General features: G+C 36.3%; 15 protein-coding genes. 10 read left to right on the top strand and 5 right to left on the bottom strand.

The window, feature by feature from the left end:
* Both BM211_RS08245 and BM211_RS08240 read left to right on the top strand, forming a co-directional pair.
* A partial coding sequence (locus BM211_RS08245) for an RNA-guided endonuclease InsQ/TnpB family protein (RefSeq protein WP_090996258.1) occupies positions 1 to 1,104 on the top strand: 1,104 nt, incomplete at its 5' end.
* 176 nt (positions 1,105 to 1,280) lie between these two features.
* Positions 1,281 to 2,516 (top strand): TolB family protein, encoded by a 1,236-nt coding sequence (locus tag BM211_RS08240; RefSeq protein ID WP_090996246.1) that lies wholly within the window; start codon positions 1,281 to 1,283, stop codon positions 2,514 to 2,516.
* 51 nt (positions 2,517 to 2,567) lie between these two features.
* Here BM211_RS08240 and BM211_RS08235 read toward each other — a convergent pair whose 3' ends face one another.
* Positions 2,568 to 3,062: a GNAT family N-acetyltransferase gene (locus BM211_RS08235; protein WP_090996243.1), complete on the bottom strand. Its 495-nt coding sequence runs from the start codon at positions 3,060 to 3,062 to the stop codon at positions 2,568 to 2,570.
* A gap of 212 nt (positions 3,063 to 3,274) precedes the next feature.
* On the opposite strand from BM211_RS08235, the gene BM211_RS08230 reads away from it, so the two are divergent.
* Complete coding sequence (locus tag BM211_RS08230; RefSeq protein ID WP_090996240.1) at positions 3,275 to 3,850, top strand: histidine phosphatase family protein; 576 nt, start codon at positions 3,275 to 3,277, stop codon at positions 3,848 to 3,850.
* A 17-nt stretch (positions 3,851 to 3,867) separates the two neighbouring features.
* Positions 3,868 to 4,422 carry a delta-aminolevulinic acid dehydratase gene (locus tag BM211_RS08225; RefSeq protein WP_090996237.1) on the top strand — a complete coding sequence of 185 codons (555 nt, stop codon included), beginning with the start codon at positions 3,868 to 3,870 and terminating at the stop codon, positions 4,420 to 4,422.
* A gap of 39 nt (positions 4,423 to 4,461) precedes the next feature.
* Here the strand turns inward: BM211_RS08225 and BM211_RS08220 are convergent, their stop codons facing one another.
* Together BM211_RS08220 and BM211_RS08215 are read right to left on the bottom strand one after the other, a co-directional pair.
* Complete coding sequence (locus BM211_RS08220) at positions 4,462 to 5,340, bottom strand: alpha/beta fold hydrolase (protein ID WP_035429892.1); 879 nt, start codon at positions 5,338 to 5,340, stop codon at positions 4,462 to 4,464.
* A 15-nt stretch (positions 5,341 to 5,355) separates the two neighbouring features.
* Entirely contained in the window at positions 5,356 to 6,195 is an 840-nt protein-coding gene (locus BM211_RS08215) for a GNAT family N-acetyltransferase (RefSeq protein WP_035429889.1), read from the bottom strand.
* A 236-nt stretch (positions 6,196 to 6,431) separates the two neighbouring features.
* On the opposite strand from BM211_RS08215, the gene BM211_RS08210 reads away from it, so the two are divergent.
* On the top strand, positions 6,432 to 7,817 hold the full coding sequence (locus BM211_RS08210; protein WP_035429887.1) for an alkaline phosphatase: 1,386 nt from the start codon (positions 6,432 to 6,434) through the stop codon (positions 7,815 to 7,817).
* Positions 7,818 to 7,969: 152 nt separating this feature from the next.
* Positions 7,970 to 8,356: a Cif family virulence factor gene (locus tag BM211_RS08205; RefSeq protein WP_231559656.1), complete on the top strand. Its 387-nt coding sequence runs from the start codon at positions 7,970 to 7,972 to the stop codon at positions 8,354 to 8,356.
* 218 nt (positions 8,357 to 8,574) lie between these two features.
* Here BM211_RS08205 and BM211_RS08200 read toward each other — a convergent pair whose 3' ends face one another.
* Entirely contained in the window at positions 8,575 to 9,225 is a 651-nt protein-coding gene (locus BM211_RS08200) for a GTP pyrophosphokinase (protein ID WP_035429882.1), read from the bottom strand.
* Between the two features lie 402 nt (positions 9,226 to 9,627).
* Between BM211_RS08200 and BM211_RS08195 the strand changes: the two genes are divergently transcribed.
* The 3 genes from BM211_RS08195 to BM211_RS08185 all read left to right on the top strand — a co-directional run bounded on the left by BM211_RS08195 (position 9,628) and on the right by BM211_RS08185 (position 12,938).
* Positions 9,628 to 11,109, top strand: a complete 1,482-nt coding sequence (locus BM211_RS08195; protein ID WP_051957200.1) for a YcdB/YcdC domain-containing protein — start codon at positions 9,628 to 9,630, stop codon at positions 11,107 to 11,109.
* A gap of 118 nt (positions 11,110 to 11,227) precedes the next feature.
* Positions 11,228 to 11,941, top strand: coding sequence for an RNA polymerase sporulation sigma factor SigK (sigK, locus tag BM211_RS08190; RefSeq protein ID WP_035429877.1), 714 nt, complete (start codon positions 11,228 to 11,230; stop codon positions 11,939 to 11,941).
* 217 nt (positions 11,942 to 12,158) lie between these two features.
* On the top strand, positions 12,159 to 12,938 hold the full coding sequence (locus BM211_RS08185; protein ID WP_090996234.1) for a phosphatidylserine decarboxylase: 780 nt from the start codon (positions 12,159 to 12,161) through the stop codon (positions 12,936 to 12,938).
* A gap of 114 nt (positions 12,939 to 13,052) precedes the next feature.
* Here BM211_RS08185 and BM211_RS08180 read toward each other — a convergent pair whose 3' ends face one another.
* On the bottom strand, positions 13,053 to 13,208 hold the full coding sequence (locus BM211_RS08180) for a sporulation histidine kinase inhibitor Sda (protein WP_139207688.1): 156 nt from the start codon (positions 13,206 to 13,208) through the stop codon (positions 13,053 to 13,055).
* A 277-nt stretch (positions 13,209 to 13,485) separates the two neighbouring features.
* On the opposite strand from BM211_RS08180, the gene BM211_RS08175 reads away from it, so the two are divergent.
* Positions 13,486 to 13,998 (top strand): YqeG family HAD IIIA-type phosphatase, encoded by a 513-nt coding sequence (locus BM211_RS08175; protein WP_035429874.1) that lies wholly within the window; start codon positions 13,486 to 13,488, stop codon positions 13,996 to 13,998.

Raw genomic sequence — 13,998 nt, 5'->3', positions numbered from 1 at the left:
GCATTATTTAAAGCGATGATTCAGAAAGATTATCGTGCTTTGTCTACGCAATCTAGTCAATCCATCATGAAAAATGTATTTCAAAATTGGAAGTCTTTTTTTGCTAGTTTAAAAAATTATAAAAAGAATCCCAACAAATATACTGGAAAACCTAGAATTCCAAAGTATATTCGTTCTTCTGAAAAGGAAATCTTGTATACAAATCAAGATTGTGTCATTAAAAATGATAAGTTTTTAAAGTTTCCAAAGACAAAATTGCAATTGAATATTGGGAAATTGGGGTTTACTGAAGGTAAACTGAAGCAAGTTCGTGTTATCCCAAAATACAATGGATATGTGGTGGAGTTAGTGATGGATGTTCCTTCAGAACAACAATCCGTTGAAGAGAATGGTCGTTATATGAGTATTGATTTAGGGATTGATAACCTTGCAACCATCGTAACAAACACAGGCATAAAGCCTGTACTTGTTAAGGGCAAACATATCAAAAGCATAAATCAATATTACAATAAAATGAAGAGCCATTTTACAAGTGTTTTAAGGCAAGGTAAACAAACAGATGAAGGGTCTTTTACTTCTAAAAGAATAGAAAAACTTCATCAAAAGCGTTACCTGAAAATAAAAGACATCTTCCATAAAGCGAGTCATTATATTGTAAAACTAGCTCAAGAAGAGGAAGTTTGCAAAATCGTTATTGGTCAAAATAAAAGTTGGAAACAAGAAACTGATATGGGAAAGAAAAATAACCAAACATTTTGCCATATCCCGCATAGTTTATTGATTCAAATGATTACATACAAAGCGAGTGCGGTAGGTATTCAAGTTGTTGTAGTCGAGGAATCTTACACATCAAAAGCAAGTTTTCTAGATCATGACTTTATTCCAACGTATGGAACAAATGACCAAAATGCAACTTTTTCAGGCAAACGAATGAAGCGTGGTATGTATCGTTCTGCGAAAGGAATCGGAATCAACGCAGATGTAAATGCTGCGGCTAATATTTTACGAAAAGTAGTCCCGAATGCATGGACAAACGGGATAGAGGGGTTAGGCGTGGAACAGCTCGCTAGTGTGTTAACTCCACTGACGTTAATCGTCCGTTAGGTCGAAACGTTAGAAACCCTCACTTCAAGTTTTGCTAAGTGGGGGAGTATTCATTATTACTGCATTGCTATGGTGGAAAATAAAATGTAGTGTATATGGATGTTTTTTTAGTCATCTTATATTTCTAAGTTTTGGGATTGCAGAGAATTGCAAAGCTTATAAAGTGAGGTATTCATATGCTTAAGAGTATGTTTCAGTTTTTCATATTTGTTTGTGTTTTCTTTAGCGCGGTTTCAAGTAGTTATGCGGAAAGTGTGCCAGTACAAGTTGCTTTTATTCGTAATGATAACTTATGGATAAAAATAGATGGAGAAGAAAAGCAGGTAACAAAAGGAGAACATATTGTGAATCCGAAGTGGTCATATGATGGAAAGTGGCTTGCTTATGCAAAAGGGAAAGATGCAAACCAGCTTGAATTATACCAAATCTCAGATGGGAAAAAGGTGACACCTTTCCGAGCGGATGCAACAAACTATCAATGGTCACCAAAGCAAAACATTATTGCCTTTCAATTTGATGGTGTTTTGAATATATACGATGTAGAAAAACCAAAAAAGGGGTTTGAGAATGTATCAGTTGGGGTTGGAGATTATGGCTGGTATCCTGATGGGAAGAAATTTCTCGTTTCTTCTATGTCTCATTTACTACCAACAGGATGGACAGGTGCTGAGTTATTTCAAGTACCACTTCATGCAAATTTAGATCGAAGTAAGATTAAACATTTTTACACCTTACCGAAAGAATCACCACAATTTTTTGCAATTGTAGCAAGTTTATTCCAATGGTCACCTAATAGAAAATGGATTTCCTTTCTAGCAACACCAACTGCTTCTTGGTCAATGGATAGTAATACTTTATGTATAATCGGAGCAGATGGAAGTCGGTTTGAAGCAGTTGATCATATGTTGATTCAACCAAAATGGTTTCAATGGGCTCCGTCAAAAAATATTCTTGCATACATAGAAGGAGAAGGGCGCTTTATCGTCGAAAATAAACATTTAAAATTAAAAGAACTTCCTGCTTTTAGGCAGATTACTTTCACTCCAAAAGGTTATGTTGATTGGGATTTTATTTGGAACAATAATATTTTGATTACAATTTCCAGAGCAAAGGAAGCAAAGTGGTCCAATGATCCAAAACAACGTCCTAAGCCTTCACTATATCAAATCAATGTTACGAATGCACAGCAACTTCAAATAACGACCCCATCAAAAGGATACGGAGATTATTATCCATACTATATTACACACACAGATCAAATCCTATGGATACGCTCTAACGGAGAGCAAGCTGATATGTGGATTGCCAATGCAGACGGTTCACAGGCGAGAAAATGGATTCACAATATAGACGAAGCAGCAAATTATTATGAGAAACGAGATTGGGAACATGTTGTATCGGTAAAAGAATAAAATATGCGGTCTCTGTTTGCAGAGACGCATATTAGAAGAGTGTATAGTTTGTCATAGATTTTTCGCCATATAATATTCATTTCTTGGCTGTCCATCAACAATCACACCATGCACTGCTTCGCCTTCAATAACAAATCCCATCTTTTTATATAACGCAATCGCTCTTTCATTATGAGACATGACTGTTAATTCTAGACGCAGTAATTGTTGTGTGCGGGCCCACTGCTCAATTTCATGAAGTAATTGTTTGCCGATTCCTTGACCTGTATACTCTTGAAGTACGCCAATGACTAAATATGCGGCATGTTGCTTTCGCCTTACTGCTCCGCCGCGCGCGATTATATAACCAACAAGTTGCTCATCTTTCTCAGCTACTAGGAGTGTTGAATTGTACGGAGAGAGAAGAGATTGAATCATAGATTTTTGCTTCTCAATCGTAAAGTTTCGCTCATAAGGCTCAAATAACATAAAATCTGTTTCTTGATCAATAATTTGGCATAGTTTCAAAAAAGGAGCTGCCTCTGCTTCTGTAATCTCGCGAATCATTGTTATCACTCATTTCTATTTTATGTAACGTATTACATTCGCTGGAGAGATGTTGAACTCCTGTAAGAATGGAACGATCTTACTATGGTTCCCCCTTAAATTTATATATACGTTGATCCTTTCTTTTACATAAAGAGAGGTTTTTTTTGTAAAGAGGAGAAGGATAACAATGGAGAAGAGATTTCATTTCAATACGAGAAAGGGATTTTTATATGAATCTTATTTTTGTAAGGCACGGAGAAGGAGCGCATACAAATAATCTGCCAAATAGTTTGCGAATGGATCATCCATCTCTTACAGATAAAGGGAGAGAACAGGCATTAGCATTGCGAGAAAAACTTCCTTTACATGAGAGTGATGCATTGATTGTAAGTCCGGTAGTTCGAACATTGCAGACAGCTACGCTATGGAGTGAGAAAGTTGATTGTAGGAGAGTTGTTCATCCGTATATTTCACCACGCATTTTTCCATACCGAGAAGGAGCACGAACGTTGCCTTGTGATAAGATGTTAAGTCAAAAGGATGTTCGGCAGTTATTTTCGCAATATTTATTAGCAGAAGAACAGAATGACGAGTTATGGAGAAATGGAATTAATACGATTGCAGAGCCTGCATTTTGTACAGGTGCTCATAGTTTCATAGAATGGTGTAAAACGTTAGAAACATCACGTGTGGTAATCGTGTCTCATGACGGAACGATTACAGCATATAGGCAATATGTGATGAACCAAGTGTTGACGAGAGAAGATTTTTTAGAGGAGACCGGGGTATATGAGATAAAACTATAAGGTATGGGGGGATTTTAATGAATGTTGCATTAGTAATTGGTTATGATTCTGGTAAGGAAGGTCAAGCGCTCCGAGAAGCTCTTGAGTATTTTGGAGCAAGAGTGGTGACATATTATATTGGGAGGCCAAAGGATTTTATCGATGTTCTTTCCGGAGAAAATTTATATGGGGATATGGAGTATATTGTGCTATGTTTTCATGGCGATGAAGGAGAGTTCATCATGGATGAGCTCGGGGAAGATGTGTATGAGGAGAATGAACCAAAAGGTAATTTTGGTGTAACAGAAGTGAAGCGGTATGCGAGATTACATCATAGAAATGTTATAAACAGTGGATGTACACTAGGGGATAAAGCACTAGCAGAAGCATTTTTAAATAGCGGTGCGAACGTATATATAGGTTCAACCGATTATGTAGATGGGAATGCTGCGCTAATGTTCTTGATCCGTTTGTTTTATGAAATGATAAATCATAAACAAACGATTCATGCTGCATTTGAAGAAGCGAAATTGTTAGATGATGAAACGAGGACATTTCAATTATATACCTACAAGAGAAACGTGCTAATTTAAATTAGCACGTTTCTCTTGTAGGTATATGTTTGATGTCTGTTATTTAGTATTAGGGTGTTGTTTGAAAAATTCATCAACATACTGCATAAACTCTTTCGGCTGTTGACGAAACGGTGCATGTTCGCCTTCTTCAATAATATGAAATGTACTGTTTTTTAAGAATTGATGATACGTTTCGCCTTTTTGCCAGGCAACGCTTTGATCGTGTCTTCCCCAAATAAGTAACGTTGGTAGTTGAATTTCATCAGCGTTAATGCGTAAACGACGCGGCCACATTTTGCCGAGTTCATCATGGTGTGTTGTATCGTCACGATTGTTCTTTACCTCTTCTTCGTGAAACTCTTTCGGAGTAGAGACTGTACTTAAATCATTTGATAATTTTGGTTTTGGAGATCCTTTCCCGTGTTGTAAAGTTTCTGCTCCTATTGCATCGGTTAAAATAAGGTGGGTTACTGCATCTGGATATAAGTACGTTAAATTTAAAGAAATTTCTCCGCCCATAGAGTGTCCTAATATAGCAAATGTATCATAGCCTAATTTTTTCATTAATTTATAATATAAGTTTGCTTGGTTTGGAAAGGAGTAGCGAAAATCCATCGGTTTTGAAGAATGACCGAAACCTAAAATATCGACAGCGATAACGGTATGGTTTTTTGCTAGATCGGGATAAATATCACTAAACCCATTTGATGAACCTCCAAAGCCATGAAGCATAAGTAAAGGTGGTTTATTTTTACCGATTTGTTTAAAGTAAATAGTTTGTCCATCAATCTCCAACATTTTTTCTTTCGTTTCAAATTTTGCTTCAAATGTTTCTTTTACGTGCGTTGCTTTTTCTGTTTGTTTTTCAATTGTACTGCAGCTCGTTAATGTTGTGAGCACAAAGCAGCTGAGCATGTAAAGCTTCCATCGTTTCAAAATGTTTTCCCCTTTCTAGCATAGTGCTGCATCCATCATGGCATATATAAAATCGCGCTTACCAGGAAGGGTTTCTCCGTTTTTTATCATGAAAGGAGAAAGCAGCGTTTCTTTAAACTCAAATGATAACAGTTTATCTCTAAAGCTTTTTTGCGCATGTGGAACATCAATACGAACTGTTCCATTCCAATGATTACATATGGATAGCAGTAAATGAAAGGCATCCTCTTCGTTGCTAGCAATTAGGGGAGTAACACATAACGTATCACCTTTTCGAATACATAACGCGAAAGCTTCCAGTCTATCATTTCTTTCGAGTTTTAAGGCAAGGTGTGCTCTATGTAATAGAATTGAATATAGATTGGGGCGATGAGCACCGCTTGCTTTGTAATCGAGTTGAATGAGTGTGTTAAGATCCTGACTTGTGATTGTACGAGTAGCAAAGGAACCCAGTTTTGCTGTTGTCCTATTTCGTTCCAATCGATGAATAGAAGTAACTGTATGGAATCCATATCTATGATATAAAGGCGCACCAGCATCCGTTGCAATGAGTGTAATAGGTTGTAATGGGGGCGCATTTTTTATACAAATGTCTAGTAAAGAACGTCCTAATCCCCGGCGCTGAAAATCTGGATGCACAATAAGCATACCAAGAGAAGTAAATCCCATTTTATATGGAAAAACAGCAATACAAGAGACGAGCTGCCCTTCGTTATCATGACCAAATACATTACCGACGGAAAGGTATGTTTTGAATTGTTCCATCATAAATGAAGCATCGTGTAACCATCCTACAGCATCACAAAGAGATAACAGCTGTGAAATATCAGATTGATTTAGTATTTTTACTTTCATATATTATCCCCCTTATATTTCCATGTGCTAATACATTTTAGCATATGAATCTAAAACATTCCGTTTCAGGTGAAAAAATAATGCTAGGTCAAGAAATAAAACGACAAAGAAATGCACATTTTAACGATAATCACCAACAATTAACAAAACATTTACATTTTTCTCATTTTAGCTTAACAGTTTTCCCTTACATTGGGTAATGGGGATTGAATTAACTAATTAGGGGGATTTGTAAAGTGAAAAAATTTATGAAGAAAGCATGGCCATTTGCAGTTGTTTCATCGTTAGCACTTACTTCGGTTGTCACATGGAATATGACGCGTTCAGATGTCATTAAAGCGGACGAAAAAGAGAATGATGCAAAGATTAAAAATGTCATTGTCTTAATAGGAGATGGGATGGGACCTTCTTATATGACAGCACATCGTTATATGAAGGATAATCCAAAGACATTTGAAATGGAACAAACAGAATTTGATAAACACCTTGTAGGAACACAGGTTACATATCCAGAAGATGAGCATCAAAATATTACAGATTCAGCTTCTGCGGCTACTGCAATGTCAGCAGGGATTAAAACATATAATGCAGCGATAGCGGTAGATAATGACAAAACAAACGTAAAAACAGTACTAGAGCAAGCGAAAGAACGTGGGAAATCTACCGGTTTAGTTGCAACTTCTGAAATTACGCATGCAACACCAGCAGCTTTCGGTGCACATGATGTAAGTCGAAAAAATATGGATGCAATTGCAAATGATTACTTAGATGAGAAAATTAATGGTAAGCACAAAGTAGACGTTCTTCTTGGCGGCGGTGTAAATAACTTTGTAAGAAAAGATCGCAACCTTACAGAAGAATTTAAAAAAGATGGTTATAGCTATGTAACAGATCGTCAGCAATTATTAAATGATAAGAGTGACCAAATTCTTGGTTTATTTGCACCGGGCGGTTTCGATAAAATGATTGATCGTAATGATAAAGCGCCTTCTTTAGAAGAAATGACAAATGCAGCGATTAATCGTTTAAATAAAAACAAAAATGGTTTCTTCTTAATGGTAGAAGGTAGCCAAATTGACTGGGCTGGTCATGATAATGATGTTGTTGCAGCGATGAGTGAAATGGAAGACTTTGAAAAAGCATTTAAGGCAGCAATTGAGTTTGCGAAAAAAGATAAACATACATTAGTTGTAGCAACTGCAGACCATTCTACAGGCGGCTTCTCTCTTGGAACAAAAGGCGAGTACAATTTTGATGTAAAGCCAATTAAAGCAGCAAAACGTACACCTGACTTTATGGCGGCTGAAATTGCTAAAGGAGCAAGTGTTGAAGAAACATTGAAAAAGTATATTGATTTAGAATTAACACCAGAAGAAATTAAGTCAGTAAATGATGTTGCATCGTCAAAAGATGTGACAAAAATTGATAATGCAATTGAAGCAATCTTTAATAAGCGCACTTATGCAGGATGGACAACAGAGGGTCATACTGGTGAAGATGTCGGTGTCTATGCATTTGGACCAGGAAAATATTTATTTGCGGGCGTTCAAGAAAATACAAACTTAGCAAAACGTGTGTTTGATATTATTGGCGGCGGTGACCCAAATAAAGGTCGACGCTAATATGGAGAAAAAGCGGGGCTTCTTTGCCTTGCTTTTTCTTTTTCATTTTGGAGGAGAGAGATATGAAACGAATGCTAAAGATATTGGGGACTGTAGGGATTATAAGCCTTCAATTATGTGGATGCAGCTCACAAGAAAAAGTGCAAGATACAATGAAAAAAGAAGAAACAGTTTATAAAGAAGAGAAAAATAAAAAGGTGACAAAGCCTATACCGGAAAAAGAAGAACAAGCAATTAAAAAGATCATAGACTCCTATATTCAAACTATAAATGAGAAAAATTTTGATGGACATATGGCGCTTTTTTCAACGAAGTCACTAGGGTTGGAGGATACAAAAGCTCAAAAAGTAGCAGAATTTAAAAATAAGAATAAAACAATCAGCTTATTGGAATTTCATGTTGAAAATTTTGATGGGGAGTATGCTGTTGTAAGAACAAAAGAGAAAGAAGAGTCTGTTCAAAAGAAAGTGCGTTACACTGTAGGGAAAGAAAATGACGTATGGAAAATAGAGGATGTGCGTGTGATTGGGGAAGGATAAAAAACATACTAAGAATAGTAGAAGTGAAGAATAGGTCGTGTCAGCTCCTTTCATTTTTCAGTATGATTCAGCTCAGCGAATCGACTATTTATATGTCGGATATCGGCGAGTAGTCTTTAAATCGTGTCGAAGCGCCGATATATTGCAAAGAATGGTCGATAACAGAAAAAAGAACTGACTTCAAAAGGCACTTATGTGCCTTTTGAAGTCAGTTTCTTTTACACAGGTAATAAAATACGATCGGAACATGCCCCAATTTCATCGATATCTTGACGAATAGATGCCATCTTATTGTCAAGTTCTTCAGCTTTCATCGCAGCATCGTGTAATTCATTTTTTAAATACTCAGGGATATTTCCTTCATATTTATAGTACATTTTATGTTCTAGACTTGCCCAGAAATCCATTGCTAACGTACGTAATTGAATTTCTGCAAAAACATCTTGTGTTCCTGAATTTAATGCTAATGGATACTTAATGATCATATGGAGGCTTTTATAGCCGTTTGGTTTTGGCGTTTTTATATAATCTTTAACTTCCACGATCTCCATATCTGTTCGTTTCTCTATCAATTTTTTTAAATAATAAATATCTTCCACGAAACAACATGTAATTCGAATACCGATAATATCGAATAAATGTTGATGGGCGTTTTCGACAGTTGGTGCTAAGTTTTTTCGTTCTAGCTTTTTAATAATACTTTTCGGTTGTTTTAATCGTGTTTTTATATGTTCAAACGGGTTGTAGTCTTCTAGAAACTGAGCTTCCCGGTTCATAATTTCGAATTTTGTTTTCAGTTCTTCAAGAGCAAATGTATAAGGTAATACAAATGCTTTCCAATAGTTAACGGTTGTTTGGTTATAATCCATTTTCTACACACCTTTTTCTTATTTGGAAAATAGGGTTGGTTAAACTAAATACCAAATCATATACGCACATGCTGCGAATGATGAGATCATAAAGCGATAACGTGTTTTCATTTGATGTCCCTCCTTTTTCATGGGATTTATTGTATGTAAACGCTGTATACTCTTTATACTAATCGATTGATGTGAATTTCGTATGAACAAATTGTTTCAGCTTATTGTCTTTTTTGTTTTGTTTATAAAAAATAAGGAGAGACGTGAGCATCTTGCCCCGCATAGTAGCGACTATATATAGCGTGGAGTTGTTCGTATATTTGAGTTGATTTCCAATAATGCTATTAATTCCAAATTTGCCTATATTTTGTGATACGATATAGATATATTTTTTGTCATAGGGGGAACATGATGAATCAAGTAGATAGGAAGAGAGTGCAGCAGGTAGCTCATATTGTTGAAATTCCAAATGATTATACACTTGTTGTTGATGAAGAAAACGTAAATGAAGGTGCTCATTTATTATGGTGGGAGAAACGGGAGAATCCTGAAGAATATATGCAAGTCTGTTTACGAAAAGAAACAGGAGAGCTAATGGAGTTATCAATACATAAAGAGTGTGCTCCAAAGCAGCTAAGTGTAAGTAAAGAGGAAGGAAAACGCATTGCGGATGCATTCTTACAGCAGCATGCACCACATACATACAAAGAATGTACGGTTATTTATATAAATAAAAGAAATGAGAGTGTAGTAATTGAATATAGGCAGGAAGTAAATGGCTATTCGTTGCCTCGAACTGGTTTTGTAGTAGAAGTTGATGGAGATGGAAATGTTATTAAATTTAGAAACGAGGGCATAAAGGAAAAACCAATGTGGCCGAGTTCTATTGTAGAGAAAGAAGTTGTGACAAAGCAGTTGAAGCAAAGACAGGCTATGGAGCCTGTTTTTACACAACTTTCGAATTTGTTGTTTGAATGGGAGGATGGCGAAATAGAAGAAGGCTATTATCTTGTATATGAACCGATTCCTTCACACGCTTTTATTGATGTACAAACTGGAGAGGACTTGCATAATCGTAGTCATTATGTGATTGAAACAAGAGAATTGCCAGTTGTAAGTGAGAAGTCACAACTAGAAGCAAATATTGAACGGTTATTTCATATTGATAAGAACGTTATGAAGAAAGTGCACGAAGAAGAGGGAGAAACAGAGAAGACAATGATTTGGGCAAAGGTACCAGATAAGCAAGAGGGTGCAGAAGAAAATGACAAATCTTTCGATGCTTACTGTAAGAAACAGTTTCATATGTTCAAGTATGATACGTCAATTATCGTGAAAATGGACAAAGGAACAAATGAACTGCTTGAATATTATGAGCGAGGAAACCACCACGGAACACCGGTATTAACCCGTGAACAATGTTTTGAAAAAGCACTGCAATTTTTAGGAAAGGTATTTCCAAATTACGAACAACATCTTCGTGTATGGAGCAATCAAGATGATCCGGATGAAGAAGAGCCAGGACATTTTCATTTTTACGTATATGTAAATGGTGTTCGAATAGAAAGTGAGTTGGTGCGCGTTGTTGTAGATGGAGAAACCGGCCAAATAAGAGTGTATAGCGGCATATCGCAAAGTCTTATTCCAAGATTACTTACTTATGACAAGGAAGTGAAAGTGAGCGAAGAGCAAGCGTTAGAGCGTTATTGTCAATCACTTCAGGCAGAATTAAGATGGTTTGAGGAAAGGGAACAAGAGCTACCTCAATATCGACTTATTTATAGTCAAACAACAGCAGAAAACAATGAAGAGTACAATGGGGATTACAGCAATAGACGAGAAATTCGCTATATAGATGCGAGCACAGGAAAAGCAATTTGGTGGAAAATTTGAAATGACTGTATGTAGATAAGGAATGTTTTTCGCTTTGTCTATCAATCTGTACAGACACAAACAATCACACGCCCACATACATTTAGTAAAGACCACTATTTTTGCGGGGGTGAAGAGTTTGAGTCTGTTCGCCGCAATTGGATATATGATTCGTGAAATGTTTGTTTTCGTATCATATGTCAAAAATAATGCATTTCCACAGCCGTTGTCTCCTGATGAGGAAAGGAAGTACTTAGAGCTTATGGAGCAAGGGGATGCGCACGCAAGAAATCTCCTCATCGAACATAATTTACGTCTTGTGGCACATATTGTGAAGAAATTTGAAAACACAGGAGAAGATGCAGAAGACTTAATTTCCATTGGCACGATTGGCTTAATTAAGGCAATTGAAAGCTATTCGCAAGGAAAAGGAACGAAACTCGCAACATATGCGGCCCGTTGCATTGAAAATGAAATCTTAATGCATTTACGTGTATTAAAGAAAACGAAAAAAGACGTTTCCCTTCATGACCCAATTGGGCAGGACAAAGAAGGGAATGAGATTTCCTTAATCGATATTTTAAAATCAGAGTCAGAAGATGTAATTGATACGATTCAGTTAAGTATGGAGCTTGAGAAAATTAAAGAATACATCGATATATTAGATGAACGTGAAAAAGAAGTAATTGTGAACCGATTTGGCCTTGGTATGGAGAAAGAGAAAACGCAGCGTGAAATCGCGAAGGCGCTTGGTATATCGCGGAGCTATGTATCACGCATTGAGAAGCGGGCGTTAATGAAGATGTTTCATGAATTTGTTCGTGCAGAGAAGGAGAAGAAGGGGAAATATTAAAGAAGAAAAGTGCTTGCTTTTATTCGAAAGCAGGCACTTTTTTTATTTAAATAAAATGAAACTCCTATGATAAATCGATGTTCAAGGTTGAAAATGATGGGTTCTATCTGTAATATTAAAAGGTGCTAATAATTTATGATATAGAAACAAGAATAGGAAAAACTATATGTAAGGGTCTTATTACAACATTATATATCATAGTAGGGGGTTTCGCAGTTTGCGACGTACGTTATATCGATTAATGATTGAACTTACAAACGGTCGTTTTACGTCCTATATATTGCGTAAATTTGCACAGTCTCGTTTAAGCTCAATGATTATTCCATCTTATGCGAAGGTATTTCAAATTAAACAAGATGAGATGGAGAAGGGTTTAAAAGAGTATCAAACGCTTCATGAATTATTTACGCGTAAATTAAAAGAGGGTAAACGATCAATTGATACGGAAGAGTCTGCTATTGTGAGTCCGGTTGATGGCGTTTTTGCAGATCATGGTCCCATTGATGAGGCAAAAATGTTTGAGATTAAAGGGAAACAGTATTCAATTGTAGACATGCTTGGTACGGACGAAAGGGCAATGCGTTACGCAGGTGGTACATATATGGTTATTTATTTAAGCCCGAGTCACTATCATCGTATTCATAGTCCACTTTCAGGTACAGTTACAGAGCGCTTTGTACTTGGAAGGAAATCATATCCTGTTAATGCAGCAGGTATGAAATATGGAAAAGATACGTTATCTAAAAATTATCGCTCTGTAACAGAGATAGAGAGCGAAGGCGAGCGGATGGCGCTTGTTAAAGTAGGTGCAATGTTTGTAAATAGTATTGAACTGTTGCATGAGAGAGAAACTATGCAAAAAGGTGAAGAGATGGCCTATTTTACCTTTGGTTCCACAGTCGTGCTATTATTTGAAAAAGGTATGGTTGAAGTCGTTCAATCATTAGCTAGTGGACAAGAGGTTCGTGTTGGTGAGAAAGTTGCAACTCGATTATAAAAGAGCCGTCTTATAAGATGGCTCTTTTTACAGGTAAAGCAGTATCTGGGGGATCTCGTTCAACTAATCATAAGCGGTTAAATGTCACCTATGGAAGTTTTACTGTATATATACTCAAGACGATTTTAACAGCTTGTCCTCTAATGAGCGTCTAATGATTTCTTGTTTAATAAGTAAAATGAAGTCAGGATTTAATTTTAATTCTTTTGCTTTATAATAAGACTCAGTGAGTAATTCAGTAGATAACTGTTCCATATGTTTCGCCGTCAAGGCGGTTCACCTCCTGCGAAAAAGGAAATTTGTCTCATTTAATGTACCAAAAATTGTCTTATGTCACAATCTGTTGGTTATCCACATTCTGCCGTGGATAAAATGTGTAAGAATTGTTGATAATTTTCGAATTTGCTGAATATAACAAGAGGAAAATTGTGTACAAGTTTATCCACAGATGTATAATCGAAAAATGCTGTCGAAAAATTTTATCCAATTTTAGCAGATAGTAGCTTTTAGCTGAACTATATAAAACTCCTCAAAGAGGTGAAAGAAATTGAGTTTATTTTTACCGAATGAATACGTGAAAAATGTGTATCATATTCAACCTGAAGAATTGAAAAATCGAGGTATAAAAGGAATCATTACTGATTTAGATAATACCTTGATTGAATGGGATCGTCCGAATGCGACCCCGCAATTGGAAGAATGGTTTGCGAAAATGAAGGAACACGGCATTCAAGTGACAGTTGTTTCGAATAATAACGAACAACGTGTAAAAGATTTTGCTGATCCACTTGGTATTCCGTTTATTCATAGTGCACGTAAGCCGCTTGTTCGTGCTTTTAAACGAGCGCTAACGAAAATGAGTTTGCGTGCCGAAGAAGTAGTTGTAATTGGGGATCAAGTATTAACAGATGTACTTGGAGGTAATCGTGTTGGACTGCACACGATTTTAGTTGTTCCAGTTGCAAAAACAGATGGACTTATGACTCGTTTTAATCGAAAAATTGAGCGTAGAATTATGCGTAGTATGAAGAAAAAAGGTCTAATTAATTGGGAGGAATAA

Origin of the sequence: Bacillus sp. 491mf (genome assembly GCF_900112415.1) — a bacterium.
Lineage (GTDB): Bacteria > Bacillota > Bacilli > Bacillales > Bacillaceae_G > Bacillus_A.
Note: the sequence above shows the minus strand (reverse complement) of the source record. Positions and strands in the feature narration are given on the sequence as shown.

What these genes read in the sequence shown, in the direction of transcription:
- BM211_RS08205 (WP_231559656.1), top strand. Translation starts at nt 7,970, where the DNA reads ATGAAAAAAGAAGAAACAGTTTATAAAGAAGAGAAAAATAAAAAGGTG.
- BM211_RS08200 (WP_035429882.1), bottom strand. Translation starts at nt 9,225, where the DNA reads ATGGATTATAACCAAACAACCGTTAACTATTGGAAAGCATTTGTATTA.
- BM211_RS08235 (WP_090996243.1), bottom strand. Translation starts at nt 3,062, where the DNA reads ATGATTCGCGAGATTACAGAAGCAGAGGCAGCTCCTTTTTTGAAACTA.
- BM211_RS08215 (WP_035429889.1), bottom strand. Translation starts at nt 6,195, where the DNA reads ATGAAAGTAAAAATACTAAATCAATCTGATATTTCACAGCTGTTATCT.
- BM211_RS08195 (WP_051957200.1), top strand. Translation starts at nt 9,628, where the DNA reads ATGAATCAAGTAGATAGGAAGAGAGTGCAGCAGGTAGCTCATATTGTT.
- BM211_RS08240 (WP_090996246.1), top strand. Translation starts at nt 1,281, where the DNA reads ATGCTTAAGAGTATGTTTCAGTTTTTCATATTTGTTTGTGTTTTCTTT.
- BM211_RS08230 (WP_090996240.1), top strand. Translation starts at nt 3,275, where the DNA reads ATGAATCTTATTTTTGTAAGGCACGGAGAAGGAGCGCATACAAATAAT.
- BM211_RS08225 (WP_090996237.1), top strand. Translation starts at nt 3,868, where the DNA reads ATGAATGTTGCATTAGTAATTGGTTATGATTCTGGTAAGGAAGGTCAA.